Raw genomic sequence first — 26,363 nt, 5'->3', positions numbered from 1 at the left:
GACGCGCGGACACGACCCGGAAAAGCGGCGATCCGCCGGGTCCCGCCGTTACGGTGACTCTATGGCGGGCCGTACCTCTCAGGCGAGCCGGCGACGCGGCGCGTCGCCGCGTGGCACCACGAACAGTCGTGCCCGTCAGCCGGCGAAGAAGACCACCAAGGCGGCGCCCCGGCGGCGCACCGCCGCAGCGCGCCCCGGCCCGGCGCACCACGTGGGCCGCGCGATCGGCACGGTGTGGATGGGGCTGGCGCACGGCGTCGGCTGGACGGTGCGGGCCGCCGGCCGGCAGGCCGCCTCGGCCCGCGACCTCGACCCGGAGCACCGCCGCGACGGCGGCGGCCTGCTGCTGCTCGGCCTCGCCCTGCTCAGCGCGGTGGCCATCTGGTTCTCCGGGGCCGGCCCGCTGGGCGCCCGGCTCGCGGACACGGTCCGGCTCTTCCTCGGGGCGATCTCGGTCGTCGTGCCGGTGCTGCTGTCGATCGGCGCGTGGCGACTGATGCGCACGCCGGCCGACCCGGAGCACCGGGGCCGGGGCCTGGTCGGCTGGGGCTCCATGCTGGTCGCCACGGCGGCGATGCTGCACATCGGACAGAACCCGGTGGACTCGGTCCAGCGCGACTACGCCGGCGGCCTGATCGGCGCGGGCGTCGGCGACCTGCTGGAGAGCGCCGTGACCGCCTGGGTGGCCGTGCCGCTGCTGATCCTGCTGCTGGTCTTCGGCCTGCTGGTGGTCACCGCCACCCCGATCAACAAGATCCCGGAGCGGCTCGGGATGCTCGCCGGGGCGGTGGCCGGCACGCCGCCGGCCGTCGACGAGGTCGAGGTCGAGGTGGTGGAGGTGGTCGAGAAGAAGCCGGCCCGCCGCCGCCCGGCCAAGCGCGCCGCGCCGCCGCTGCCCGACCCGGACGACTTCGAGGAGGGGTACGAGGGGGTCGACCTCCAGGAGACGGTGGTGCTGCCCCGCAAACCCCCGGCCAAGGTGCCCGCCACCCGCAAGCCGGTCGAGCCGCCGGAGCATTCGCCCGCGCCCACCCGGGCCGAGCAGCTCGCGCTCAGCGGCCTGTCCGGCGACTACACGCTGCCGCCGGCCAACATGCTCAGCGGTGGCCCCGCGGCGAAGACCCGGAGCAAGGCCAACGACGAGATCATCGCGGCGCTGACCGGGGTGTTCGACCAGTTCGGGGTGGACGCCGAGGTCACCGGCTTCACCCGGGGCCCGACGGTCACCCGGTACGAGGTCGAACTGGGGCCGGGCGTCAAGGTCGAGCGGATCACCCAGCTCTCCCGCAACATCGCGTACGCGGTGAAGTCGCCGGACGTGCGGATCCTCAGCCCGATCCCGGGCAAGAGCGCGGTCGGCGTGGAGATCCCGAACACCGACCCGGAGAACGTGGCCCTCGGCGACGTGCTGCGCTCCCGGGTGGCCACCAGCGACCACCACCCGATGGTGGTCGCCCTCGGCAAGGACATCGAGGGCGGCTTCGTGGTGGCCAACCTCGCGAAGATGCCGCACATCCTGATCGCGGGCGCCACCGGCGCCGGCAAATCTTCGTGCCTCAACACCCTGCTGGTGTCCATCCTCACCCGGGCCACCCCGGACGAGGTGCGGCTGCTGCTGATCGACCCGAAGCGGGTCGAGATGACCGGCTACGAGGGCATCCCGCACCTGGTCACCCCGATCGTGACCAACGCGAAGAAGGCGGCCGACTCGCTGGACTGGGTCGTCCGCGAGATGGACATGCGCTACGACGACCTCGCCGCGAACGGGGTCCGGCACATCGACGACTTCAACCGCAAGGTGCGCAGCGGGGAGATCACCGCCCCGCCGGGCAGCGAGCGGGAGATGCGGCCGTACCCGTACCTGTTGGTGATCGTCGACGAACTGGCGGACCTGATGATGGTCGCCCCCCGCGACGTGGAGGACTCGGTCGTCCGGATCACCCAGCTCGCCCGCGCGGCCGGCATCCACCTGGTGCTGGCCACCCAGCGCCCCTCGGTCGACGTGGTGACCGGTCTGATCAAGGCCAACGTGCCGTCCCGGCTGGCGTTCGCCACCTCGTCGCTGGCCGACTCGCGGGTCATCCTGGACCAGCCGGGCGCGGAGAAGCTGCTCGGCCGGGGCGACGGGCTGTTCCTGCCGATGGGCGCGTCGAAGCCGGTCCGGATCCAGGGCGCCTGGGTCACCGAGCGCGAGATCGCCGACGTGGTGAAGTTCTGCAAGGACCAGCGCGAGCCGGAGTTCCGCCCGGACGTGCTGGCCCCGGCGCAGGACACCAGGAAGAAGGTCGACGAGGAGATCGGCGACGACCTCGACCTGCTGGTGCAGGCGGTCGAGCTGGTGGTCACCTCGCAGTTCGGCTCGACCTCGATGCTCCAGCGCAAGCTGCGGGTCGGCTTCGCCAAGGCGGGCCGGCTGATGGACCTGATGGAGACCCGGGGCGTGGTCGGCCCGTCGGAGGGCTCCAAGGCCCGCGACGTGCTGGTCAAGCCGGACGAGCTGGACGAGGTCATCGCCGGCCTGGGTGGCGCGGGGGACTGACCGCGCCGGCGGGGCGGGGACCAGGTGTCAGTGGAAGACCTTCAAACCGACCACTCCGGCCACCACCAGCAGCAGGCAGAGGATCCGGGGCAGGCTGGTCGACTCGCCCAGCGCCAGCATCCCGACCAGCGCGGTGCCGACCGCGCCGATGCCGACCCAGATGACGTAGCCGGTGCCGACCGGGATCTCGCGCAGCGCGTACGCCAGCCCCAGCATGCTGAGCACCAGCGTGACGACGAAGACGAGCGAGGGGAGGGGGCGGCTGAAGCCGACGCTGCGGTCCAGCGAGATCGCCCACGCGGTCTCCAGGAGTCCGGAGATCACCAACACGATCCAGGCCATGTGACATCACCTCTGCGGGGGCCCGGACCGCCGGGGACCGGGACGAGTGGGCACAACTCGCGGGCGTCTTGGCCTCACCGGGTACGCCCACCCTCGTCCGGAGCGGCCGTTGTCGTGCCTCGGCCACCGCCCCCGACGCTAGCACCGGGGCAGGGTCGGGCACGTCGATTGACATGAAGCTGAGTTCAAGTACCAGTATTGCCGGCATGACTCTGCTCGTCTCCGACCGGGAGGTCGCCGCCGTCCTCGACGCGTCCACCACCGTGGCCGCGATGCGGGACGCCCTGCTCGCCGCCCACGCCGGCCGGCTGGTCGCGCCGCCCCGGGCGTCCGCCCCGCTGAGCGGCGGCCGGATGGTCCTCACCGCCGGGCAGCTCGCCGACGAGTGGTACGGCTACCGCACGTACGACACGTTCGGCCACCCGCAGGGCGAGCAGCTCGTCGTGCTGCACGACGCACGGACCGGGGCGGCGCGGGCGGTCGCCGTCGGCGAGGAGCTGGGCTCCCGGCGCACCGGAGGGCTGGGCGGGGTGGCGGTCGACGCGCTGGCCCGCCCGGACGCGGCCACCCTCGGCGTGATCGGCTCGGGTGGGCAGGCGTGGACCCAGGTCTGGGCCGTCGCCGCCGTGCGCCCGCTGCGCGAGGTGACCGTGCACAGCCGCTCGGCGGCCCGCCGGGAGGCGTTCGCCGCCCGGGTCCGCGCCGAGCTGGGCGTCCCGGCCCGCGCCGTGGCCTCGGCCCGGGCCGCCGTGACCGGCCGGGACGTCGTGGTGCTCGCCACCACCAGCCCCACGCCGGTGCTGGACGCCGCCGACCTCGCCCCAGGGGCACACGTCAACGCGGTCGGCTTCAAGCAGCGCGGCCGGGCCGAGTTCGGCACCGATCTGCTGGACGCCGCCGACGTCCTGGTCACGGACTCGCCGGCCCAGGCGATGGCGTACGACCCGCCGATGCTCGCCGCGCTGCCCCCGTACGCGGGGCGGCTGGCCGACCTGGGCGCGGTGCTGGCGGGGACGGCCCCGGGGCGGACCGGCGCGGACCAGGTGTCGGTGTTCTGCTCCACCGGCCTGGCCGGCACGGAGGTCTTCCTGCTCGACCGCCTGGTCCGGGTCGCGGTGGCCCGGCTCTGACGGCGGCCGGCACCCGTCCCCCGGCAGTCGGCGCGGAGGGTGGCGACCGCCGTTGCCAGGCGACCTCCGCGCGCCCGGTACCCTCGGATGGTGTCTGCCACCTCCTCTTCCGACGGCTCCAGCTCGGCGCAACTGGCGCCGCGCCCCGACCTGGAGCTGTCGTCCGCCGCCACCGGCCGCCGCGTCGCCATGCTGACGCTGGGCTGCGCCCGTAACGAGGTCGACTCGGAGGAGTTGGCCGCCCGGCTGCACGCCGACGGCTGGCAGGTGACCACCGACGGCGAGGGTGCCGACGTGGTGATCGTCAACACCTGCGGCTTCGTGGAGAAGGCCAAGCAGGACTCGATCCAGACGCTGCTGGCCGCCGCCGACACCGGCGCCAAGGTGGTCGCCGCCGGCTGCATGGCCGAGCGGTACGGCCGGGAGCTGGCCGCCAGCCTGCCCGAGGCGCAGGCGGTGCTGAGCTTCGACGACTACCCGGACATCGCCGCCCGGCTCGACGCGGTCGTGGCCGGCGAGGCGATCGACGCGCACACCCCGCGCGACCGGCGCGAACTGCTGCCGCTGACCCCGGTCGCCCGGCGCGACAGCGCGGTCTCGCTGCCCGGACACGGCACCTCGCGGGCGGCCGTGCAGACCGACGAGCACACCCCGGCCCACCTGCGCCAGGTGCTGCGGCACCGGCTCGACACCGGCCCGGTGGCGTCGCTGAAGCTGGCCAGCGGCTGCGACCGGCGCTGCGCGTTCTGCGCCATCCCGGCCTTCCGCGGCGCCTTCGTCTCGCGTACGCCCGACGAGCTGCTCGCCGAGGCGGAATGGCTGGCCCGCAGCGGCGTCCGGGAGCTGGTGCTGGTCAGCGAGAACTCGACGTCGTACGGCAAGGACCTGGGCGACCCCCGGGCGCTGGAGAAGCTGCTGCCGCAGCTCGCCGCCGTGTCCGGCATCGTCCGGGTCCGGGTGAGCTACCTCCAGCCCGCCGAGACCCGGCCCGGGCTGGTCGAGGCGATCGCCGGCACGCCGGGCGTCGCGCCCTACTTCGACCTGTCGTTCCAGCACTCCAGCGAGCCGGTGCTGCGCCGGATGCGCCGTTTCGGCTCCACCGACCGGTTCCTGGAGCTGCTGGCCTCCGCCCGCGCCCTGGCCCCGCAGGCCGGTGCGCGGAGCAACTTCATCGTCGGCTTCCCCGGCGAGACCCGCGCCGACGTCGCCGAGCTGGTCCGCTTCTTCACCGAGGCGCGGCTCGACGCGATCGGCATGTTCGACTACAGCGACGAGGACGGCACCGAGGCCGCCGGCCTGCCCGGCAAGGTGTCCGCCGCCACCATCAAGCGCCGGTACGACAGGCTCAGCGCGCTCGCCGACGAGCTGTGCTCGCAGCGCGCCGAGGAGCGGCTCGGCTCCACGGTCGAGGTGCTGGTCGACTCGGTCGACGACGGCGTGATCGAGGGCCGGGCGGCGCACCAGGCCCCCGAGGTCGACGGCTCGACGACCCTGGTCGCCCCGGCCGAGGGCGGCATGGACCTGGCCGCGCTGCGCCCCGGCGACCTGGTGCGGGCGACGGTCACCGCCACCGAAGGGGTGGACCTGGTCGCGGTCCCGGATGAGATGATCTCGGCGGCGCCCGGCGCGGCACGGTGACGGCGGGCCCTGAGAGAGCGGGGGAGCCACGTGGTGCGGTGCCAGGTACGCCACGGCGGCCTCATCGGGGCACGCCGGTGACTCCGGCGGCGGGGGCGACGCCGTCGCCGGTGGTCGCCCGGGTGTCGGTGCTCAACGCGGCCAACGCGCTGACCCTGCTGCGGCTGGTGCTGGTGCCGGTCTTCGGAGCGACGGTCGTGATGTCGGCGATGAGCCACTCCGGGTGGCGGATCGTGGCCTGCCTGATCTTCGTCTTCGCCTCGGCCACCGACCTGGTGGACGGCTGGATCGCCCGCCGCTTCGGCCTGGTCACCTCCGTGGGGCAGGTCGCCGACCCGATCGCCGACAAGGCGCTCACCGGCGCGGCCCTGGTGCTGTTGTCCTGGTACGACCTGCTGCCCTGGTGGGTGACCGCGCTGATCCTGGCCCGCGAGCTGGGCATCACGGCGCTGCGGTTCTGGGTGATCCGGCACGGCGTCATCGCGGCCAGCCGAGGCGGCAAGATCAAGACTGCGCTCCAGATCCTCGCGATCACCTGGTACCTGTGGCCGATGCCGGCCGGTCTCGCCGACGTCGGCCCCTGGATCATGGCCGCCGCGGTGATCGTCACGGTGGTCACCGGCTTCGACTACATCGCCCAGGCTCTCCGGCTCCGTCGGCCCCGCCCCTGACCGACCCACCAGGCCGACCCCGGCCTCCCCGGTGGTCACGGGGCCGTCGACGGCCCGCCCGGCGTGTCCTGGCGACCGCCAGCTGGTCGCCGGTGGCGGGCGGGAGGATGCGTGGGCGGGGTGGCGTAGGGCGGCAGCGGCGGGGAAAGGAACATGGGCATGGGGACGGACGCGAATGAGCGGCGGCCGGTCGGGAACCCGGCGGCCGGGGTGGTGCACCGCCTCGCGCAGCGGCACGAGACGCTGGCGACCGTGGAGTCGCTCACCGGTGGGCTGCTCGCCGCCTCGCTCGTGGAGATCGCCGGGGTGAGCGGCGTCTACCGGGGCGGGCTGGTCGTGTACGCCACCGAGTTGAAGGCGTTGCTGGCCGGCGTACCGGAGGACCTGCTGGCCGACCGCGGACCGGTCGACCCGAACGTGGCCCTCGCCCTGGCCGAGGGCGGCCGGCGCCGCTGCGGGGCCGACTGGGGGCTGGCCACCACCGGCGTGGCCGGCCCGGAGCCGCAGGACGGCAAGCCGGTCGGGCTGGTCTACGTCGCCGTCGCCGGGCCGGGCGGAGCCGAGGTCACCCGGCTCGACCTGGACGGCGGCCGGGACCACATCCGCTCCGCCACGGTGATCGAGGCGTTGCGGCTGCTCACCCGGCGGCTCCACGCGGTGGAGGCGGCGTCCGCGCCGGGCGCGCCGGCCGCCACCGACGGGGATCCCGCGACCGCTGCGACGGGTGGGCACTGAGCGGCCAGCGCCAGATGGTGGGGCGGGGTGGGATGTCACCGGGGCCGGCAGCGGGTACGGTTGCGGGAAGGCTCCGACGAGTGTCGTCGGCACCGGGGCGGTCCACCGCGCCGGGAACGACGACCGTCGGAGGGGTGAGACCCGTCAGGGGAGGTGCGATGGTCCTGCTACGCCGGGTGATCGGTGACGCACTGCGGGCGCGCCGGCAGGGGCAGCAGCGCACCCTGCGCGAGGTCTCCTCCGCGGCGAACGTGAGCCTGGGATACCTGTCCGAGATCGAGCGCGGCCAGAAGGAGCCCTCCAGCGAGCTGCTGGCCGCCATCTGCGACGCCCTCGGTGCCCGCCTCTCCGAGCTGCTCCGCGAGGTCAGCGACACGGTGGCGCTCGCCGAGCAGCTTCCGGGGGTGCTGATGCCGGTGCAGGACGAGCCCGTCGAGCCGGCGCCGGTGGGCCGCGCCTCCGTTCGCAACGCCGCAGGCCGCGGTATGCGCCAGGTCTCCACGGGCGGCGCGGTGTCGGTGGCGGTGCACCAGGACTCGCCGCTGAAGGCCACCCTGCGCAGCACGCGGGTGCGCCCCGCTGACCGCGACCGCGACGTCGTCTGCGCCGCCTGATCCAGCCCGCCGCCTGATCGAGCCTGCCACGCGGATTGCCCCGCCGCCGAGGCGCCCCGGATCGCCTCGACGCCGCCCGCCGGCCCGCCCGCGCGGCCGGCGCCGCCCCGGCCGCCCGACGACGTGGTCGGGCTTTCCCGCGCCGCGTACTGTTGATCAGACGGCGGCGCGTGCCGCTCGTCGCGTACGGATGGCCGGGCTGGCGCCCGGCTGGGACCATGGCTTCATTGCCGCGTGCGACCGCCGGCCGGACCGCCCGGCACGGTCGGGGCGGCGCGACTCTACTGAGGGGATACCGCGGAGATGGCGAACCCGTTCGTCAAGGGCTGGAAATACCTGATGGCGCTCTTCGGTGCCCGGATCGACGAGCACGCCGACCCCAAGGTGCAGATCCAGCAGGCCGTCGAGGAGGCGCAGCGTCAGCACCAGGCGCTGGTCCAGCAGGCGGCGGCGGTCATCGGCAACCAGCGTCAGCTGGAGCTGAAGCTGTCCCGGCAGATGTCCGAGGTCGAGCGGCTCCAGGGCAACGCCCGGCAGGCCCTGGTCCTCGCCGACCAGGCCCGGGCCCGCGGCGACGAGGCGGAGGCCGGCAAGTACGAGCAGTCCGCCCAGATGCTGGCCACCCAGCTCGTCTCGGCCGAACAGGCCACGGAGGACCTGAAGACCCTGCACGACCAGGCGCTCGGCGCCGCCGCGCAGGCCCGCCGGGCGGTGGAGAACAACTCCATGATCCTCCAGCAGAAGCTGGCCGAGCGCACCAAGCTGCTCAGCCAGCTGGAGCAGGCCAAGATGCAGGAGAGCGTGGCCCGCTCGCTGGAGTCGATGTCCTCCCTGACGGCCTCCGGCAGCACCCCCTCGTTGGACGAGGTGCGGGACCGCATCGAGCAGCGCTACGCCACCGCGATGGGCCGCGCCGAGCTGGCCGGCAACTCCGTCGAGGGCCGGATGCTGGAGATCCAGAAGGCGTCCCTGGACTCGGCCGGCTCGTCCCGGCTGGAGCAGATCCGTTCCAGCATGGCCGGCGAGCAGCTCGCCGGCCGGCAGGACCGCGCGGCGGGACAGGGGCAGGCCGCTCCGGCCGCCGACCCGGCCGCCGCGGCCCGGCTCGACCAGATCCGGGCCAGCATGGGCCAGGAGCGCGGCACCGGGGACACCACCGCCGCCGGCTGAGCGGCACCAGCGCCGCTGGTCGGGCGGCACCAGGGCCGGACGGGCCGGGCGGCGTCAGCGCTGTCGGTCGGGCGGCCGGAGTGAGGAGGCACGCATGGCAGACGAGCGGGCACGGTACTTCCGCGAGCTGCGCCGGCTGCGGCGGGCCGCCCGCCGGTGGAGCGTCCTGGGCGGCGGCCTGACCGGGGCGGCGGCCGTGCTGACCCCGTACGCCGGGCTCGGGCTGCCCGACGCGGCCTGGGCCGGCGCCGCGGGCAGCGCGGTGGCCCTGGCCGCCTGGCGCTGGCTCGACCTGCGAGCCCTCGCGGCCCGCCCCGCACCCCCGGCGCTCGACCCGGCCGAGGCCGCCGCCCGGTCCCGGGCCCGGCTGGTCGCCGCCGTGGAACGACTCCCCGCCGGGCAGGGGGTGCTGGCCGAGGTGCGCCGGGCCCGGTCCCGGCTGGCCCTGCGCGGCACCAGCGTGGCCGAGCCGTGGGCCCGGCTGGACCGGGCCGCGCTGACCCTCGGCGGGATGACCGGCCAGCTGACCGGGCTGGCCGAGCCGGCCGTGCTGGAGGCCGCCGCCGCCGACCGTTCGCTGCGCGAGCTGGCCGGGCGGGTGGCCAGCGTCGAGCGGGCCCTGCGGCTCGCCCCGGCCGACGCCCGCGCCCCGCTCGCCGGCGCCCACCGGGAGCTGTCCGGGCAGCTGGAGAGCGGGGTGTCCGCGTACGAGCGACTGGTGGTGGCCGCCGCCGGCTACCTGGCCGAGGACGCCCGCCCCAGCAGCGAGCACGCCGCCGCGTCCCGGCTCGCCGAGGCGACCGACCTGCTGCACGGGGTGGCCTCGGCGCTGGCCGAGCTGCGTACCGTCGGCGACCCCCTGCGCGCCCCCACCCGCTGACCGCTCAGCCGGGGGTGCTCACCGCCACCGGCGGGGTGAACGGCGAGCTGCCGACCACGTTGAACGACCGCACCCGGTAGTGGTACGTCGCGCCCCGGGCCAGGCCGGTGTTGGTGAACCCCCGCCCGTGCACCGTGAACGCGACGACCTCCCGCTCGAACGCCGGGTCGAGGGCCCGCTGCACCACGAAGCCGGCCCCCGGCCCGCCCGGTGGCCCGGCCGCCCAGGTCAGCGCCACCGTCGCCGTGTCGGGCGCGGGGGCGCTCGCGGCGCCGGCCAGTGCCGTGGGCGGCGCGGGGCGGGGCGGAGTGGTGACGGTGGCGACGGTCGACCACGGCGACGCCGCCCCCAGGTAGGTGGTCCGCACCCGGTAGTAGTAGGTGGTCTCCGCGGCGACCACGGCGTCCACGTGCTGCCCGCCCACCCCGATCGCGGTGGTCACCGGCCCGCTGGTGAACGTCGGGTTGGTGGCCCGCTGCACGTCCACGCCGGTGGCGAAGGAGCGGTTCGCCCAACGCAGCGCCACCCGCGGCGGCGCGGCCGGCGGGATCGCCGCGACCAGCCCGGCCGGGGCGGCGAGCCGGACCGCCGCCGGTACCCCGTTGGACCAGGCCGAGCAGCTCACCTCGTTCTCCGCCCGGATCCGGTAGTGGTACGTCACCCCTGGGGTGACCGTCGCGTCGGTGTACCGGTTGGCGGCGGCGGCCACCGTGATCGCGATGACCTCCTCGGTGAACGCGATGTCGGTGGCCCGCTGGAGCAGGTGGCTGCGGGCCTGCGGGTGGCTGCCGTTGCCGGTCCAGGTCAGCGCGATCGCCGGCAGCACGGTCGCCGACCCGGCCATCGGCGTGGCCGTCAGCCCGGTGGGGCCCCTCGGGGCGACCCGCAGCACCAGTGGGCGGCTCATGCCCTGGTCCCGGTGGCCGCCGAGCTGGCTGTGCCAGCGGTACTCCCAGCCCATGTTGACCAGCTGGTTCACCACCGCCGCAGGCCGGCCGTCGAGCGGGCTGACCGGGGTCGAGCCGATCCGGGCGCCGGCCGGGCGCGTCGGGTCGAGCAGCCGGACGCTGTCGCCGAGCTTGAACGGCAGGACGGGCGCGACGGGGCGCAGCGCCACGATCACGTCCTCCCGGGGGTTCACCCGGACCGTCTCCTTCCAGCCCAGCTCGTTGGCCTCCGGCAGGCGGACCGTGCCGTCCCGGCCGACGCGGTTGACGAGCTGCACGTCGCAACCGCCGACGTGCACGGGGTGGGTCTGCCCGGCGTCCCCGGTGATCCGCCAGAGCTGGGTGCCGTCGGCGGGCGCGCCGACCGGGACCGTCGGGTCGGCGATCACCAGGGTCTCGGTGGCCGGGTCGACGGGCCCGAGCGGCAGGGTCACCGGGCCGAGCGGGCCGGCGTGCGGGTGGGCGACCCCGAGCCGGCCGGCCACCCGCCCGTACGCCGGCTCGAACACCTGCCCCACCGCCTTCACCGCCAGCGGGAGGGTCACCGGGACGGCGGCCCCGGCCGGCGTGAAGCTGACCGAGGTGGCGTACGCCGTGACCACGGTGTCCCCGGCCGTGCGGGTGCCGAACGCGGCGTCGTACGCCGGCTGGGGCACGATCGGCGGGCGCTGGCTGGCCGCGTACGCGGCGGGCAGCCGGTCGGCGAGCCGGGCCAGGTCGAACGGCTCGGCGGGCTCGCCGGCCACCCGGAACTGGAGCAGGGTGCGGGTGTTCGGCCCGTACCCGGGGCGGGTGCCGGCGATCCCGCCCACGGCGGTGCGGTCCGGCGCGTCGGTGTGGTGGTCGTAGCGCTGGTCGAACCGGGGCAGCGGGGCCGGGCAGTCGTTGTAGAGGATCACCGTGGCCCCGGGCGGGACGGCGGAGAAGTCGACCACCACGTCGGCCCGCTCCCCGGGGGCGAGCAGCAGGGTGTGCCCGTCGACGTTCAGCACGGTCGGGTCCTGCCGGTCGTACCGGTAGCCCACCGGGCGGTTGGGCAGCACCACCGGGGCGGGCAGCAGCCCGCACTCGTTGCCGACCTGGACGAACTCCGGCCCGGCCGCGGCGGGGTCCGGCACCCCACCGTCGCGGCCGTCCGTGGGCCAGTGCGCCGGGCGGCCGGGGGAGCGGACCGCCTCCACCATCGGCACCTCGCCCGCGTCGGCGTCGCGCAGCTCGCCGTCCGGGCCCCACATCGGGCCGTCCGAGCGGGCCCGGTAGAGCTGGAGGTTGAGGCCGCGGTCCGCGCAGGCGTTGAGGATCCGGAACCGGTACGCCCTCGGCTCCACCGTCAGGTACGGGTAGGCGGCCCCGTTGACCAGCGGGGTGTCGCCGTACGCCGCCGGCACCGCCGACGGGTGCGGCACGCCCGGGGCCAGCGGCGGCTCGTCGGGGGCGGCGACCGGATCGTGGTGCGGGTTCGGTGCCGGCCCGGCCGGGCGGCCGTCGGTCTCCGGGTCCGGCCCTGGTCGGGCGGCCGCCTCCCGGCCCGGCGGGGGGCCGGTCCACGGGCCGTAGTCCCAGCGGCCGGTCGGGTTGCCGCCCGAGGTCCGGTACGGGTTCTGCCGGGGCTGGTAGACGTGCGGGTGCCACAGGCTGCCCCGGGCCCCCCAGCGGTCCCGGTCCCAGGTCGGGTCCTGGGCGGCGAGCTGGGTGTCGTCCGGCACGAAGGTGCGGTCCTGGATCACCAGCGGCAACTGCTCGGCGGGCAGCACGCCGTCGGCGACGAGGCGCTCCTCGGCCGGGTCGGCCAGCAGGTAGAGCGCGAGCTGACCGGAGTGGACGGTGAGCCGGGACAGGCCGAGCGTGTTGTCGTGCAGCCACATCAGCCGGCCGCTCTGCTCGTTCGGGTAATACAGGGTCGTCGCACCGGGGCCGGGCGGCGGCATGTCCGGCACGTGGGTCAGCCCCACCCCCGTCGGGTACGGGGTGATCTCGCCGGCCGGGGTCACCCACTGCCACGGGTTGCCGGCGCTGATCCAGCCGGTCTGCCCGCCGTACAGGTGCGGCACGGCCCGGTTCTGCGGGTACGGCGCCGGCCCGTCCAGCGGCCCGGCCCCGGCACCGTCGAGGGTCGGGTCGACGGGCAGGAACAGGTCGCCGGCCCGCCCGGTGGGGAGCTGGTTGATGAACTTGATCCGTACCGGCCGGCCCCGCCGGGCCACGATCACCGGCCCGAGCAGGTACGGCCGGTCGGGCGGGACGACTGTGTTGTGCCCGGAGCCGTCGGTGCCCAGGTTGAGCTGCCGGTAGCCGCGCAGTCGGGTGGCGGGCAGGTCGCGGTGCAGGCGTTGGGCGTACTCCTGGAGACCGATCTCGTAGTAGTCGCAGCCCGGCCAGGTGATGGTGTCGGGGACGGCCACCGGCAGGTACCCGCCCAGCTCGGTGCGGCCCGCCTCGCCCGGGCCCGGCAGTGCGTCGACGAACTTGCGCAGGCCGGTGCCGGGGACCGTCCCGCCCCGCCCGTCGGGGACCGGCAGCGGGCTGGTGGCGAAGTTGGGCACCGGCCCGAAGCTGCGCGGGACCGCCGCCGGGTCGAGGCTGGCCGGGACGGGGGCCGCCTCCTCGGCGGCCCGGGCCGCCGGCACGGTCGGCCCGACCTCCCGGCCGGTGCGGGCGGCCCGGTCGGCGAGGTTGGAGCGCAGTCTGCGGAACAGCACGATGGCTCTCCCCGGGATCGAGGCGCGCCGGCCGCCACCCCCTTGGGACGGTCGGCGCGCCTGTTGACGATCGGTGAGCAGTCAACCGCAGCATGCGACGGCGGACCCCCGGTTAGGAACTACCCAATCGTCCGTATCTGTGGGCGTCCCGGACCCTGGGACGGGCGCGTCGGGGCAGGTCAGGGCGTTGACCGGCCCGGTCGCCGGGGTCAGGGGGGCGTCGGTCGGGGCGGCGCGGGACCCGGCGGTTCGGGTTGGCAGGCCGGGCACCAGTAGGTGACCCGTTCGCCCAGCTCCTCCTTGCGGATCGCGGTGCCGCACCGGCGGCAGGGCTGCGCGCGCCGGCCGTACACGTAGCTGGTCCGCCCCCGGTGCAGCGAGCCGGTGGTGCTCTGCGTCCACCGTCCCCGGTTGGCTGCCAGCAGTTTCTGCGCGAGCGTCACCGTGCCGGCCAGGTCGGGCACCGCGCCGACCGGGGTCCACGGCGAGATCCCGCGCAGGAACAGCACCTCGCACTTGTACAGGTTGCCCACGCCGGCCAGGTTGCGCTGGTCGAGCAGCGCCTCCCCGATCGCCGCCTCCGGGCGCGCGGCGAGCCGGCGGACCGCCTCGACCGGGTCCCAGTCGGTGCCGAGCAGGTCCGGCCCGAGGTGCCCCACCAGCGCGCCCTCCTCCGCCGTCGGAAGCAGCGCCAGTTCGTGCAGGTGGTACCCGACGGCGACCGCCTCCGGGCCGCGCAGCACCGCCCGGATCAGGTGCGCGGGCCGGGCCGTCCAGCGTTCGCCCGGCGCGTACGCCCGCCAGGCCCCGTCCATCCGCAGGTGCGAGTGCAGCGTCCAGCGGGTCGTCCGATCGTCACCGGCGGCCGGGGCGGTGACCGGTTCCGGGGCGGTGAGCCGGAGCAGCAGGTGCTTGCCCCGGCTGGCCGGCTCGCGCACCGTCCAGCCGGTCAGGTCGACGGTGGCCAACTGCGGCACCCGAAAATCGGAGCCGGTGAGCCGGGCCCCGCCGAGGGCGCGGTGCAGGACGCGGGCGGTGTTCCAGACGGTGTCGCCTTCGGGCACCCCGCCATTCTCCCTCCCCGAACGGGATTCGCGTGTATCGCCATTTGCATTGAGGTTCCCATCTATCCGTCAAAAGGCAACGATCAGGGTGTTCTGAGGAGGAACAACGTGAATCACCCACGTACTCGCGCCCGTAGCCTCGTCCTCTCCCCGCGGCTCGCCGCCGCACTCTTCTGCCTGGTCGCCGCCGCCGTCCCGCCCGCCCCCGCCCTGCTGCCGGCGGCCGCCGCCGCGTCTCCCCGCGCCGCCGACGCGGTCGCGCCGGCCGAGCGGTGGGACGCCGACCTCTCCCGCGCCGACGGCCTCAACGCCCGCTGGGCCGGCGGCGGGCTCCGGCTGGCCGACCGGACGCCGCACGCCGTCACCTCCGCCGCCCTGGACCGGCACACGCCGGTCGCCGAGGGCGCGTACCTGAGCCCGGAGCGCGCCCTGACCCGACCCGCCACCCGGGTCCGCGCCGAGGTGGACGCGGACGCCGGCCCGGACGCCGCAGTGGAGGTCCAGGTGCGCGGCCGGCACGCCGCCGGCTGGACCGAGTGGCGCACGGCCGGCCCGGCCGCCGTCTTCGACCAGCCGGTCACCCGGGTCCAGGCCCGGGTGCTGCTCACCGCCCGCGCCGCCGGGGCCACCCCGGCGGTACGCGCCGTCCGGCTCACCGCCGACCGGGTGGCCGTCGCCGCCGCGTCCACCCCCGGCCGGGTCTACCGGGTCTACGCCACCCGGATCGGGCTGGTCGGCGGGACCACCGCCAACGGGCACGTCGTCACGTCCCGCGACCACTTCGCGGCGCTGCCGTCCCGGCGCTCGCTCTCCCCGCGCGGCACCGGCGACTACACCCTCCGGGTCTGCACCACCAGCGGCAGCCGCTGCGAGTACGCCCCGGTCTGGGACGTCGGGCCGTGGAACACCCGGGACGACTACTGGAACCCCGCCGCCGTCCGGGAGAACTGGAAGGACCTCCCGCAGGGCAGGCCTGAGGCGCAGGCCGCGTACCAGGACGGCTACCACGGCGGGCGGGACCAGTTCGGCCGGACCGTGCTGAACCCGGGCGGCGTCGACCTCGCCGACGGCACCTTCTGGGACGGCCTCCAGCTCACCGGCAACGCCTGGGTGGACGTCGCGTACCTGTGGACCGGCACCGGCCCGCACGGCGTGATCGGCTCCGGCCCGCTCAACCTCCGCACCGGCCCCGGCACCGGGTACGCCGCCCGTGGCCTCGCCGCCACGTACGCCCACGTGCCGATCCAGTGCTACGTCATCGGCCAGACCGTCAGCGGCACCTACCGGACCACGAACCGGTGGAACCGCCTCGCCGGCGGGCAGTACATCAGCCACGCGTACATCTCCGCCGTGTACGGCGGTGCCGCTCCGCGCTGCTGACCGCCACCGGCCGGGGCCGGGGCGCTCGCGTCCTGGCCTTTCGCGTCCTGGCCTCTTGCCCCGTCCCGCGTCGGCGCGGCGTCCGGCGTCGCCCCGGCCCGTCCCCACGTCCGGGGGCGGGTCAGGGGCGTTCCTCCGGGCGGGCCGGGCGCACGATGTCCTGGTAGCGGGGGTGGCTGGCACCGTAGATCGCGAAGTTGAGCCGCGCGAGGGACAGGCTCAGGTCGCCGTTCGGGCCGCCCCGCACCACGTCGGCGTCGGCGTCACCCTGGCCGTCGTCGGTCCAGAAGCAGACCGGGCAGGTGCCGCCCCCGGTTTTCGATGCGCAGCAGGGGCATGCCGACGGAACCCATTGTTCACCCACCGGAAGAGCATTCCACAAGCGGCCACCGGGCATCAGTCCGGCGGTGGTCCGATTTCGTCACCCACCGAACGGCCGTGCCCGGCCGTGCCCCCGACCGCCCCCGGCCCCGTGTCGTGCTCAGGCGGCGGCGGTGACGGCCACCAGGTCACCCGGCCCGACCGCGAGCACGTCAACGGCCCGGCCACCGTTCACCGCCGCCGCGACCAGTCCGGCGGAGTCCACGTGGACCACCAGCTCCCCGGGCGGGGCGTCGCCGAAGGTCCGCCCGTGCGTCGCCGCCCGCCCGTCCACCCACAGCCGGGCCGGCAGCGCGGCCAGCAGGTCGCCCGGCGCGGCGAGCTGCACGTTGCCGAAGTGGTCCACGGTCAGCACCTCGGCGGTGAAGCCGTCGGGGCCGGGCCGCACCACCGGCTCGGGCAGCCGGACCAGGTCGGCGGGGTCGACCGCCGGGCCGGCGTCGGCAAGCGGTGCGCCGAGCGCCAGCCGGGCCGCGACCGGGGCGAAGAGGTCCCGGCCGTGGAAGGTGCGGGACACCTCGGGGGCCAGCCACTGCGGGTTGGTCAGCTCGACGGCCGCCGTTACGCCACCGAGCGCGGTGGCGGCATCCAGCAGCAGCCCGTTGTCCGGCCCGACCAGCAGCCCGCCGGGGGCGGACAGGGCGATCCCGCGCCGGGCGGTGCCCACCCCCGGATCGACCACCGCGACATGCACCCCGACCGGCAGGTACGGCACCGTCTGGGCGAGCACGGCCGCCCCCCGGCGCACGTCGGCCGGCGGGACCAGGTGGGTCACGTCGATCACCCGGGCGGCCGGGGCGAGCCGCCCGATCATCCCGTGGCAGGCGGCCACGAACCCGTCGGCGAGGCCGTAGTCGGTGGTCAGCGAAATCCACGCCACGCGCGTCCTCCTCGTACTCGGGTGTCTCCCCTGCCGCACGCAGCGCGGGGCGGCGCGACTGCCGGTTCGACGCTAACCTCTCGGCCCTGACCCGTGTGCTGCTGGTGCCCGGCCGGAACGACCCGCTGCCCGGGCACTGGCAGGAGTGGCTGCGCGGCCGGGACCCGGAGCGCCGCTCGGTCCGCCATGCCGAGCGCGGTCGGTATGTGGCCGAGGACCGGGTGGCCGCGCTCGCCGCCGCGCTGGACGAGACTGCCGAGCCGACCGTGCTGGTGGCGCACAGCGCCGGCTGCCTCACCGTGGCGCTCTGGGCGCTCGGCGGCCCCGGCCCGGTGCGGGGGGCGCTGCTGGTCGCCCCGCCGGACGTCGACGAGCCCTGGACGGACGGGGAGTCCTCGATGCCGGCGCTGCCCGACGACCCGCTGCCGTTCCCGTCGATCCTGGCCGCGAGCCGCACCGACCCGATGATGGCGTACGAGCGGGCGGCGTACTTCGCTGGGCGGTGGGGGTCCGAGCTGGTCGACCTCGGCGACGCCGGGCACGTCACGACCGCCGACGGCTACGGGCCGTGGCCCCTGGCGGAGGACCTGATCGCTCAATTGATGAGCCGCTGACCCCTGGTTGCGTAACAAGCCGGATCGGCCGACGATGGTGGGAGCCACTGACCGGCTGGCTGCACGATCGCGCCTGTCGAACATGCCGTGGTGAGGGTGGCTGAGCGGCCAATCACGGGCCGACGACGAGGATGTCGTCCCCCACCCAGATGACGTCCGGATTCTGGCGGACCATGTCAAGTTCAACATCCGTCATGTTCGCGGCGAACCCGAAATAAGCGGTCCTCCAGATACTGGTGGGAGCGACACCGACCTGCCGGGCGGCGGCCGCCGGGTCCGCCTCGGGCCGCATCTGGACGATGTACGACCCTGGGACGCGATCCGCCGAGGTGCTGCGTCGGTACGGGGCCGGCCGGGTGGGCACGTCGGCCTCAATATCCCACACTCGGGCCTCGGCGCGGAGCGCGTCGAGCTGAGTGGTGGTGAGCCGGGCCCCGAATCCGGCGTCCCAGGTCCGGTACACGTCGTGCGGATGGATCCCGATTCGGGGCCACAACTCGTCGAAGGAGATTTTCCGTCTCGGCCCAGGTTCGGAGTTGACCCAGACCAGGTGGTCCATCGGTTCATCCACGCGGACTCCTCAGAGCGAGACTCGTGCTCGATGACGTGTTCGACGGTCGGTAACCGGCGAGCGGGCACGGCAACTGTGCCGTGTCGGGCCTGCTCGGCGAGGTCTGCGGCCGTTCGCGGTGCACCGAAGCATCGGGTGCGACTGAGGTGCCGGCCCGACCGGGCCGGCACCTCAGGGGCGAATCCGTCGAGCTGGTCGGCCTACCTGTCGGCCTTCTGCGGCCGGTCGGGATCGGCCGGCGGCCCGTCGCGTACCGGGTCCGTGGTTCCCGCCGGACCCGTGTCGCTGTGGCGGCCGGAACCCCGGCGGGGCCCCGGGGCGCTGCCGCTGACCGTCGCCATGCGGGGACGGCGCAGGGTCATGAGGAGACCGACGATCACCAGCGCCAGGCCGATGACCGCGAGCGCCAGCGGACCCCACAGCTTGACCATCTGGAGCAGCTGCCGGTTGGAGCCCGCCTTGTCGGCGCTGCCTGCGATCGTGTCGTCGGTGTAGGTGAAGACCGCGTCGAGGATGACGGTCTCCTGCCCGTTGTCGCCGACGAGCTTCTTGCTCTGCTTCTCCTGCACCTTGATGAACTGGCCGGTGGCCGGCTCCACCCACACGGTGCGGGTGTTGCTGTAGCTGACCCGGCCGGTGGTGGCACCGGGCACCAGTTGGCCCACCAGGAGCTTCAGGCGATCGGCCGGCAAGGGCTGCGTCGCGTCGCGGATCTCCTGGGTGAACTGGTAGGTCTCCAGCCCGTTGATCTGCTCGGTCTTGATGAAGCGTGCCGGCTGGGTGGTGTTGATGTCCCGGTCGAAGATCTCGTAGGTCTTCTTCTCGGTGCCGAACGGGAACTTGTAGATCTGGCCCGAGTAGTTGACGCTCTGCCGGTTGCTGCCGGTGTCGAGCCACTGCTTGTCCCACTGCTGGGCGGCGCCGGTCTTGCGGTCGAGCGCCAGCGACGTGCTGTAGGCGCTGATCAGGGCCTTGGTGTCGGTGCGGACGACCTCCTGCCCGACCAGCCACACGACGGCGTCGCCGTCGAGCCGGCCGTCCAGCTTGGCGGTCTCCGCGGTGTCCGGCGTCACGGTGATGGTCGAGCGCAGGGTGCCCTGGTTCACCTCCGCCTTGCCGTTGGTGATCTGCATGAAGCGGGCGTTGGGTGCCTCGGCGACGGACTGGGTACGCTCCAGGTCGTACGGCAGACGTTCCGCCTGGGGTGCCACGACGAACGCGAGACCGCCGGCGAAGACCAACGCGAGGACACCGACGCCGAACAGCGCGGCGCCGATGACGCGAGACCTCATAGTGCCTCCACGTATTTGAGGGACGGGTTGTTCGGCAGGCGGACTGCTTGCCGGCTGCCAGAGGTTACTACCGAGTTACATCCGGAAGCGACCCCTGAACGGCATCTTCGTACGCTCATTCGTCGGGTTCCGCCGTTTTCCGGAGCACCATTGTGAAGTTCCACGTGAGCGTCTCCCGCAGCGCCGGGACCCGGGCGACCCACCGCGCCCACCCGGGGTGGTACCGGGGCAGCACGTCAACGATGTCGATGGCACCGGCGCGCCGGGCCGCCCTGGCCCACCGCATCGCCCGCCCGGCGCTGACCGGGAACAGGGTGTGCCCGACCCGGTTCTTCGGCTCCCGGCCGTTGCGGCGCAGGTAGCGAAGCCGGGCCCGCTCGCCGCCCAGGAAGTGCCACGGCGAGGTCTCGTGGCCGCCCCACGGGGACAGCCACGGGGTGAACGACACGAACACGGTGCCGCCGGCGCGGGTCACCCGGACCATCTCGTTCAGCATCGCCTCGGGATCGGCGACGTGTTCGAGCACATTGGACGAGTAGCAGACCTCCACCCCACCGGTCCGTACGGGCAGCGCGGTCCCGCTGCCCCGCAGCATGCCCGACACCGCCGCACCGGCTGCGGCGAAGTCACCGACGGCCGGGTCCAGACCGATGTACGCCGCGCCGGCCTCCCGGAACTCGGTGGCGAAGTAGCCGGGGCCGCCACCCACGTCGAGGACCCGGGCACCGGCGAGGTCCGCGTAGGAGCGCAGTTGGCGTACCGAGTCCTCGGCGAGCAGCGAGTAGAACCGGTCGGGGTCGGACTGTTCGTGCAGGAAGCCGCGGAACAGCGCGACCGACCGGCCGAGCGTCGCCCGGTACCGCTTCTCGTCGGGTGGCGCGGGCGCGGGCTCCGGCGACGGCTCGGTGTCGGCCTCGGGCGGGCGGCCGGCGGCCGGAACCACGGTCGCCGCGACGGCGCACACCGCCGCGAGCAACGCCGCCTGAACGACGGCCCCGTACACCCATTCCTGCCCGTGCCCGAGCAGTCGGCCCAGGACGGCCACCGAGATGCCGCCGGCACCGGCGACGAAGGCGATTCCCGGCAGCGCACCCGGCCGAAGCAGGCGCACCAGCATGGCGGCGAGCAGCAGCGCGGCCGCGGCCACGCCGCCGAGGGCGACCGCGAGCGCCATCAGCGGCACCACGACCCACCATTCGCCGCCGGTACGGGACGGCCGATCCGTCGCCGGGCCCTGGACCGGTCGGCGGCGTCGAGCCGGCACGAGCGCGGCGAGTCCGACGACGAACACGGCGACAGCACCCGCCACCAGTCCGGCCCGATAGGGCCGGTCCGGGGTGAAGCTGAGCGTCACGGTGCCGCCGCTGCCGGCGGGCACCTCGAACGCCTGCTGCCATCCGTCGACCCGCTCGGCCCGCAGCCGCCGGCCGTCCAGCGTCGCGGTCCAGCCGGCGTTGAAGTTCTCCGTCACGACGAGCAGGGCAGCCTCGCCCGCGCCGACCGTGACCGTCCGGTCGGTGGCGGCCCACCGGCCGACCCGCACGTCGCGCGACCGCGTCGGCGCCGCCCGGTCGGTCCCGTCCGGCACGAGCGCCGCCGAGTCCACGACGAACGCGGCCGAAGGCACCGTGCGCAGGCGGTGTTCGCCTGCGGGGAGCTGCACCCCCTCGCTCGCGAAGTCGTCGCACACGGTCACCGCCAGCGACCGGCCGGCGCGCAGGTCCGCCAGGGTGCCGGAGACCGAGGTCGGGTACCCCACGCCGTCGAGCGACACCGTCGGCCCGCCGCCGCACGGCACCGCCACCGGCGTGTCGGCACCGGCCGGCCGCAGGAGGCCGGCGAGCGCGGGAACCTCGACCTCGGCGATGCCGACCGGCGCCGGCCACGCGTTACCACGCGGGTCGGCCACCGCGCCGTCGAACGCGGTCACCGCGATGTCCAGACGGTCGGTGGTCAGCGACGGGAAGCGGATCCAGCCGTCCGCGTCGACCTTCGCGGTGATCGAACCGGACCCTGTGCGCAGCACGACCTGGCGCGGCCGGGCGGAGACCGGCGCCGTCGGCGCGACCAGTCGCACCCGGTCGATCTTCCGACGCTGCTCCCACCGCAGGCGCAGTGTCGGACGGTCGTCGACCGGTTCCGCGAGCCATGCCGTGGCCGGATCGCCGTCCACCGCCGCGTCGGCGGCGACCGCGACGTCCCCGGCGAGCACCGACGACGCCGAGGCGGTCACCGGGCGGTCCACCGGCATCGACCCGCCCGTGCGCGGTCGCGCGGTCAGGCGCAGCTGGTACGTCGCGTCCACCGGCGTCGCGAAGAACCGGTCCACGCCCAGCGGCTCCTCGCCCGTACGGGCCAGGAACTGGTCGCAGCGGAGTCCGTCCGGGCCGGTGAAGCAGGCGCCTCGGTCCTGCGGGGCGCGGCTGAACGCGTACGCCGGCGCCGGCCCCCCGCTCAGGTCCGCCGGCGCGCGCAGCCCACGCTGGGCCGCCAGCCCGGCGACGCCGAGCTCGCGCAGCGCCACCGCGCCGCCGCTGTAGCCCTCGCGGAGGGCGAGCACCGTCACCCGTACGGTCGTGGTCAGGCCGGGGAGCGTCTCTAGCCGGTGCGGTCCGGGAGTGTCGGGCACCGCTCGGTCGACCGCACCCTGGTCGGTGCTGACCCGCACCAGCCCGACCGGGAGCGCCGTCCGCAGGTCGTCGGAGAAGTCCACGGTCACCTCGGTCACCCGGCGCGGCGTGTCGAGGGTGAACTCCAGCCATTGGCCCGAAGCCGGTTGGAACGGGTCGGAGCGCCAGGCGGTGGCCGGGTCGCCGTCGAGCGCGGCGAACGGGAGCTGGGACGGCTCGGTGCCGCCGCCGGAGTCGGCGAAGCCGGCGCTGCTGGACGCGTCCACCGACCGGATGCCCTGGTACACGGCGACGGTCTGGTGCCCTTCGGCGGCGAACGGGAGCAGGTCGGTACGGATCCGTCCCTGCCGGGTCGCCTCGTCGGCGGTCAGGGTGTGGCTGACGTTGTCGCGCATCCGGCCCACGTTCAGCTCGCGCCGACGCAGCCCGTCGGTGACGATCCGCGGACCGGCCGCGTCGGCCGGTTCCGCGTCGCCGGTCAGCAGGACCGGCTGCCGCGGGTCGAGCAGGCCCTGCTCGATCACCCCGAGCAGCGACTCCGGTCCGCCGCTGACCACCGGCACGTCGGCGCGGGCCGACGCCGACACGGTGGGCACCGCGCGGTCGACCGCGAAGATCTCGATCGCCGGTACGGACTCCGCCGCGTCGACCGGGCTGCGCTGCGGATCGTCGACGCTCACCTCGGGACCGAACGACGCGGCCGGCCGCAGTCCCGGGGAGCCCGCGATCGCCCGCCGGATGACCGCGACCGGCGGGGCGCCGCTGGCCGTCCGGTCGATGTCGTGGCGGACCAGCAGGTAGCGGTAGCCGGAGCGGGCGAGGAAGTCGGCGAGCGCGGGTGAGCCACGGCCCTGCGCCAGGACCGTCTCGACGGTGTCCATCACCCGGATGTTGCCCTCGGAGCCGAGCGGGATCTGGTGCCGGGTCGCCCAGGGAGCGCCGGCCAGCGGCTGAAGCGGCTCGTCCACCGTCCGGCCCCAGGTGTGCTGCGCGAACCCGGACCCGGGGACGACCAGCGTGCGGGCCTGCGGATCCTGCGCGGCGAGCCAGCCGGCCGCCTGCCGCCAGTGCGCGGGCAGGTCCGTCCAGCCCGGACCTGGCCGCAGCATGAGCAACCACGCGGGCGCGGACGCGACGAGCAGCAGGACCGCCACGACCGGCGCCGCAGGGATCCGTACCCGGCGGCGGGCCACCAGGCGGCTGGCCGCGTGGGCGAGGCCGAGCAGGAGCGGCAGCCGCAGCACCGGCTCGAACTTGTGCACGTTGCGCAGCGGCGCGAGCGGCCCGTCGAGCAGGTCGCGGACGAACGGGGCGAGCGGGCTGTCCAGCGTGCCGAGGTAGCCGGTGGTCAGCAGGGCCAGCCCGGTCAGCACGCCGAGTACGAGAAAGCGGCGCTCGGGCAGGCCGCGCAGCGCGAGCCCCACCAGGCCGACCAGGGCGACCAGCGCGGTCGCGGCCATCAGTACGGGGTTGTCGATGAGCACCCAGCCCGCCGGCCACCAGGGTTCGCCCTGGACGACGTAGCCGACCCACTGGTTGGTGCCGCGTACGGCCTGGAAGAGCGAGGTCACCGCGGTGGTCGTCGCCGACGACTCGATGTAGTCCAGGAACGGCAGGCTGTACTGCCCGAAGAGCAGCAGCGGCGCGACCCACCAGAGGGTTGCGCCCGCCACGAAGACGCACCACCAGGCGGTGAGCACGGCCAGTTGCCGGTCCCAGCGTCGGGTCGCCAGCCAGAGTGCGGGAAGCACCAGCGCCATCACGGTGGCGGCGGCGTTGATCCCGCCCATGAAGAGCACGGCGAGCCCGGAGAGGGCCGCCGCGCGCCGGGCCGAGCCGATGCGGCGTGCCGCCGCCAACGGCAGCAGCACCCACGGCAGTACGACCACCGGCAGCATCTCCGCGGAGAGCGGGCCGATCTCGGTCAGCATCCGGGGCGCGAGCGCGTAGGCCAGCCCGGCCAGCAGCCGTCCGGGCTCGGCACCGATCCGCAGCGCCCGGGCGAGCAGCACCACGCCGAGGTACCCGGCGCAGAGCAGGAGCGCGCTCCAGGCTCGCTGGGTCACCCACGGGGGCAGGCCGAGCAGGTCACCGACGGCGAAGAACGGGCCCATCGGGAACAGGTAGCCGTACGCCTGCTGCTGCAGTTCCCCCGAGGCCGCCTCCGGGTTCCACAGGTGCAGCGCCCGGCCCATGAACCCGATCGGATCGACGGCCAGGTCCAGCTTGGTGTCGAAGGTGGTCCGGCCGGGGCGCTGCAGCACGGCGACAACCACGAGGAGGAGCGCGCCCGCCCAGGTGGCGAGACGCCGCCGGCGACGGTCCACCGCATCGGGGCCGCCGGCCGCGCCCACCGGCCGGGCGGCGGTCGGCCCGGAGACGCGGTCCCGCGTGGTGGCCGTCATCGGCGGCACTTCGGCGGCAGGCAGCTGAACTCGGCCAGCGCGGAGAAGAAGATCCGCTGGATGCCGGACGGTCGCGGGGTCAGCGCGACCCGTCCGCCCGTGGCACGGGCGATCTGTCTGAGCTCGTCCGGATCGATCTCCGGGCCGACGCCGATGAACAGGATCGGCACCGGGCGGCGCTTGTCGCGCAGCCCGGCCAGCTCGTCCAGCAGCTTCGCACGGCTGATCCCGCTGGCGTTGTCGTCCTTGCCGTCGGTCAGGACCAGCACCATGTTGATCCGCCCAACGGTCCAGTTCCGGGTCGCGTCGCGGTACGCGGCGAGCGTGGTGTCGTAGAGCCCGGTCGCGCCGTTCGGCTTGACCCGTACCCGGTCGAGCGCGTCCACGATCTCCTCACGGCGCGGGCCGACCGGTCCCACCGGTACGACCTCGCGGTAGTCACGCTCGCCGTCCAGGTCGGTGGAGAACTCCCAGACGCCGAGCTCGGTGGTGCCCAGCAGCAGTTCCGCGCCGCCCTGCGCGGCCTTGATCGTGGCGGACAGCCGGGTCTGCGTCGATCCCGGCAACCGCGCCGCCATCGATCCGGAGATGTCCAGGACCGCGAGCATCCGGGCGCTGATGTGCACCCCGCCCCACGCGTTGATCAGCGCGGTCGCGTCCGCCTCGGCGGGCAGGGGCGCCGGCGGGTACTCCTTGGTGCGGATCCCGCTGCCGGCGGGGATGCCGGCGGGTGACCCGCCGCTCGGGGTACGCAGGCCGTGGCCGGTCAACGCCGCCGTGCCCTCGGTGGCGAGCAACCCGCGCAGGAAGGCGGCGGCACCCTCGCGGCGCGCATCGGAGGCGAGGATCGCGTACGGGTAGTCCGGGCCGGGTACGGGCGTCGGCGGGTAGACGGCGACCTGGCGCGTACCGCCGCCGGCGGCGGCCAGGAGGATCCCCTGCTCGGTGCTGACGACCGCGGACTCGGCCGCACCGGGGCCGGTGGGTGCGGGGACCGCGCCGGGGAACGGCACCGTGCGGGCCGCCAGTCGACGCATGATCGCCGCCGCACCGGCCGCACCCCCCGCCGGTCGGGCGGAGTCGGCGAGCGCCCGGATGCCCACCAGCGCGCCGAAGCCGAGCGGGCTGGCCGTCGGATCGGGCAGCACGACGGGCAGCGGTGGTCGTTCGGCGGCGACCAGGCTGGTCCAACCGAGGTCACGGTCGCGCCTCAGCCGCGCGGCCGACCGCTCGTCGAGCGACAGCACGACCGGGGTGCTCGCCACGGAGACGCCTTCCGCCGGCACCTGGAAGGCGCCGGCGGCGTGGGCCCGGCGCAGCCACAACGTCGACTCCGGCAGCCAGGCGTCGGGGGGAGCGGTGGGGGCCGAGGTCGTGGCCGTCACCGTGGGCGGCGGACCCGTCGTCGTGCCGGTCCCCGCACCGCCGGCCGCCGGACGGGTGAGGTCGCGCAGCACGTCCGCGGACTCGCGCGCCTGCACCGTCACGTCGAGGCAGCGTTCCCGGGCGGCCAGGTCGCGCGCGACCTGTCGGGCGGGCGCTTCGACGCTCGGCGCCACCGCGATCCGCAGCGCGGTCCGTTGTGTGCACGGCGGTTCACGCCGGGTCCGATCGAGGTAGCTGGTCGTACCCCAACCGCCGAGCACCGCGACCAGCGCGACGCTCAGCAGCAGGACCGGCCAGAACTCCGGCCGGTTCCGCAGGCCGCCGTTCGCCACACTTCCTCCTCTGTGACGTCACCGTTGCGGAAACTCTGCAGAGCGCCCTAGTGTGACGCAACC

General features: G+C 75.1%; 19 protein-coding genes and 1 riboswitch. Of the genes, 10 read left to right on the top strand and 9 right to left on the bottom strand.

What is annotated here, in order from left to right; all coding sequences use genetic code 11:
- Positions 1-61: 61 nt before the first annotated feature.
- Positions 62-2,539, top strand: a complete 2,478-nt coding sequence (locus ABT023_RS14420) for an FtsK/SpoIIIE family DNA translocase (RefSeq protein WP_350885370.1) — start codon at positions 62-64, stop codon at positions 2,537-2,539.
- 27 nt (positions 2,540-2,566) lie between these two features.
- On the opposite strand, the gene ABT023_RS14415 is transcribed toward ABT023_RS14420, so the two are convergent.
- Entirely contained in the window at positions 2,567-2,881 is a 315-nt protein-coding gene (locus ABT023_RS14415; RefSeq protein WP_350885368.1) for a DMT family transporter, read from the bottom strand.
- A gap of 57 nt (positions 2,882-2,938) precedes the next feature.
- Positions 2,939-3,005, bottom strand: a riboswitch (guanidine-III (ykkC-III) riboswitch).
- Between the two features lie 82 nt (positions 3,006-3,087).
- On the opposite strand from ABT023_RS14415, the gene ABT023_RS14410 reads away from it, so the two are divergent.
- The 7 genes from ABT023_RS14410 (at position 3,088) to pspM (ending at position 9,719) form a co-directional block, all read left to right on the top strand.
- Complete coding sequence (locus ABT023_RS14410) at positions 3,088-4,011, top strand: ornithine cyclodeaminase family protein (protein ID WP_350885366.1); 924 nt, start codon at positions 3,088-3,090, stop codon at positions 4,009-4,011.
- 189 nt (positions 4,012-4,200) lie between these two features.
- Positions 4,201-5,649 carry a 30S ribosomal protein S12 methylthiotransferase RimO gene (gene rimO / locus ABT023_RS14405; protein WP_350885404.1) on the top strand — a complete coding sequence of 483 codons (1,449 nt, stop codon included), beginning with the start codon at positions 4,201-4,203 and terminating at the stop codon, positions 5,647-5,649.
- 77 nt (positions 5,650-5,726) lie between these two features.
- Positions 5,727-6,320: a CDP-diacylglycerol--glycerol-3-phosphate 3-phosphatidyltransferase gene (gene pgsA, locus ABT023_RS14400; protein ID WP_350885364.1), complete on the top strand. Its 594-nt coding sequence runs from the start codon at positions 5,727-5,729 to the stop codon at positions 6,318-6,320.
- Positions 6,321-6,479: 159 nt separating this feature from the next.
- Complete coding sequence (locus tag ABT023_RS14395) at positions 6,480-7,055, top strand: CinA family protein (protein ID WP_502890672.1); 576 nt, start codon at positions 6,480-6,482, stop codon at positions 7,053-7,055.
- 158 nt (positions 7,056-7,213) lie between these two features.
- Positions 7,214-7,669: a helix-turn-helix domain-containing protein gene (locus tag ABT023_RS14390; protein ID WP_350885360.1), complete on the top strand. Its 456-nt coding sequence runs from the start codon at positions 7,214-7,216 to the stop codon at positions 7,667-7,669.
- Positions 7,670-7,972: 303 nt separating this feature from the next.
- Positions 7,973-8,839, top strand: coding sequence for a PspA/IM30 family protein (locus tag ABT023_RS14385; RefSeq protein WP_350885358.1), 867 nt, complete (start codon positions 7,973-7,975; stop codon positions 8,837-8,839).
- A gap of 94 nt (positions 8,840-8,933) precedes the next feature.
- On the top strand, positions 8,934-9,719 hold the full coding sequence (gene pspM, locus ABT023_RS14380; protein ID WP_350885356.1) for a phage shock envelope stress response protein PspM: 786 nt from the start codon (positions 8,934-8,936) through the stop codon (positions 9,717-9,719).
- A 4-nt stretch (positions 9,720-9,723) separates the two neighbouring features.
- On the opposite strand, the gene ABT023_RS14375 is transcribed toward pspM, so the two are convergent.
- Both ABT023_RS14375 and ABT023_RS14370 read right to left on the bottom strand, forming a co-directional pair.
- Positions 9,724-13,368 (bottom strand): multicopper oxidase domain-containing protein, encoded by a 3,645-nt coding sequence (locus ABT023_RS14375; RefSeq protein WP_350885402.1) that lies wholly within the window; start codon positions 13,366-13,368, stop codon positions 9,724-9,726.
- 206 nt (positions 13,369-13,574) lie between these two features.
- Positions 13,575-14,429: a zinc finger domain-containing protein gene (locus ABT023_RS14370; RefSeq protein WP_350885354.1), complete on the bottom strand. Its 855-nt coding sequence runs from the start codon at positions 14,427-14,429 to the stop codon at positions 13,575-13,577.
- A gap of 108 nt (positions 14,430-14,537) precedes the next feature.
- Between ABT023_RS14370 and ABT023_RS14365 the strand changes: the two genes are divergently transcribed.
- Positions 14,538-15,809: a DUF8814 domain-containing protein gene (locus ABT023_RS14365; protein WP_502890670.1), complete on the top strand. Its 1,272-nt coding sequence runs from the start codon at positions 14,538-14,540 to the stop codon at positions 15,807-15,809.
- Between the two features lie 121 nt (positions 15,810-15,930).
- Here the strand turns inward: ABT023_RS14365 and ABT023_RS14360 are convergent, their stop codons facing one another.
- On the bottom strand, positions 15,931-16,173 hold the full coding sequence (locus tag ABT023_RS14360) for a CPCC family cysteine-rich protein (RefSeq protein ID WP_350885352.1): 243 nt from the start codon (positions 16,171-16,173) through the stop codon (positions 15,931-15,933).
- A gap of 117 nt (positions 16,174-16,290) precedes the next feature.
- Positions 16,291-17,070: an S-adenosyl-L-methionine hydrolase gene (locus tag ABT023_RS14355; protein WP_350885350.1), complete on the bottom strand. Its 780-nt coding sequence runs from the start codon at positions 17,068-17,070 to the stop codon at positions 16,291-16,293.
- A gap of 95 nt (positions 17,071-17,165) precedes the next feature.
- Between ABT023_RS14355 and ABT023_RS14350 the strand changes: the two genes are divergently transcribed.
- Positions 17,166-17,684, top strand: a complete 519-nt coding sequence (locus ABT023_RS14350; protein WP_350885348.1) for an RBBP9/YdeN family alpha/beta hydrolase — start codon at positions 17,166-17,168, stop codon at positions 17,682-17,684.
- A 112-nt stretch (positions 17,685-17,796) separates the two neighbouring features.
- Here ABT023_RS14350 and ABT023_RS14345 read toward each other — a convergent pair whose 3' ends face one another.
- From ABT023_RS14345 to ABT023_RS14330, 4 genes are all read right to left on the bottom strand, one after another.
- Positions 17,797-18,255, bottom strand: coding sequence for a DEAD/DEAH box helicase family protein (locus ABT023_RS14345; RefSeq protein ID WP_350885346.1), 459 nt, complete (start codon positions 18,253-18,255; stop codon positions 17,797-17,799).
- Positions 18,256-18,455: 200 nt separating this feature from the next.
- Complete coding sequence (gene pgfA / locus ABT023_RS14340) at positions 18,456-19,547, bottom strand: cell envelope lipid trafficking protein PgfA (RefSeq protein ID WP_350885344.1); 1,092 nt, start codon at positions 19,545-19,547, stop codon at positions 18,456-18,458.
- Positions 19,548-19,662: 115 nt separating this feature from the next.
- On the bottom strand, positions 19,663-24,582 hold the full coding sequence (locus tag ABT023_RS14335) for an alpha-(1->3)-arabinofuranosyltransferase domain-containing protein (RefSeq protein WP_350885342.1): 4,920 nt from the start codon (positions 24,580-24,582) through the stop codon (positions 19,663-19,665).
- Positions 24,579-26,300: a substrate-binding domain-containing protein gene (locus ABT023_RS14330; RefSeq protein ID WP_350885340.1), complete on the bottom strand. Its 1,722-nt coding sequence runs from the start codon at positions 26,298-26,300 to the stop codon at positions 24,579-24,581. Before ABT023_RS14330 ends, ABT023_RS14335 begins: the two co-directional genes overlap by 4 nt.
- Positions 26,301-26,363: the final 63 nt, after the last annotated feature.

The organism is Micromonospora sp. NPDC002296, assembly GCF_040296145.1.
GTDB lineage: Bacteria > Actinomycetota > Actinomycetes > Mycobacteriales > Micromonosporaceae > Micromonospora.
The sequence above is the reverse complement of the archived record's forward strand: the minus strand, read 5'-3'. Positions and strand labels throughout refer to the sequence as shown.

Excerpts from the sequence above, each read along its gene's own strand:
- ABT023_RS14420 (WP_350885370.1), top strand. The coding sequence starts at position 62 with ATGGCGGGCCGTACCTCTCAGGCGAGCCGGCGACGCGGCGCGTCGCCG.
- ABT023_RS14410 (WP_350885366.1), top strand. The coding sequence starts at position 3,088 with ATGACTCTGCTCGTCTCCGACCGGGAGGTCGCCGCCGTCCTCGACGCG.
- ABT023_RS14385 (WP_350885358.1), top strand. The coding sequence starts at position 7,973 with ATGGCGAACCCGTTCGTCAAGGGCTGGAAATACCTGATGGCGCTCTTC.
- pspM (WP_350885356.1), top strand. The coding sequence starts at position 8,934 with ATGGCAGACGAGCGGGCACGGTACTTCCGCGAGCTGCGCCGGCTGCGG.
- ABT023_RS14335 (WP_350885342.1), bottom strand. The coding sequence starts at position 24,582 with ATGACGGCCACCACGCGGGACCGCGTCTCCGGGCCGACCGCCGCCCGG.
- ABT023_RS14395 (WP_502890672.1), top strand. The coding sequence starts at position 6,480 with ATGGGGACGGACGCGAATGAGCGGCGGCCGGTCGGGAACCCGGCGGCC.
- rimO (WP_350885404.1), top strand. The coding sequence starts at position 4,201 with ATGCTGACGCTGGGCTGCGCCCGTAACGAGGTCGACTCGGAGGAGTTG.
- ABT023_RS14415 (WP_350885368.1), bottom strand. The coding sequence starts at position 2,881 with ATGGCCTGGATCGTGTTGGTGATCTCCGGACTCCTGGAGACCGCGTGG.
- ABT023_RS14390 (WP_350885360.1), top strand. The coding sequence starts at position 7,214 with ATGGTCCTGCTACGCCGGGTGATCGGTGACGCACTGCGGGCGCGCCGG.
- pgfA (WP_350885344.1), bottom strand. The coding sequence starts at position 19,547 with ATGAGGTCTCGCGTCATCGGCGCCGCGCTGTTCGGCGTCGGTGTCCTC.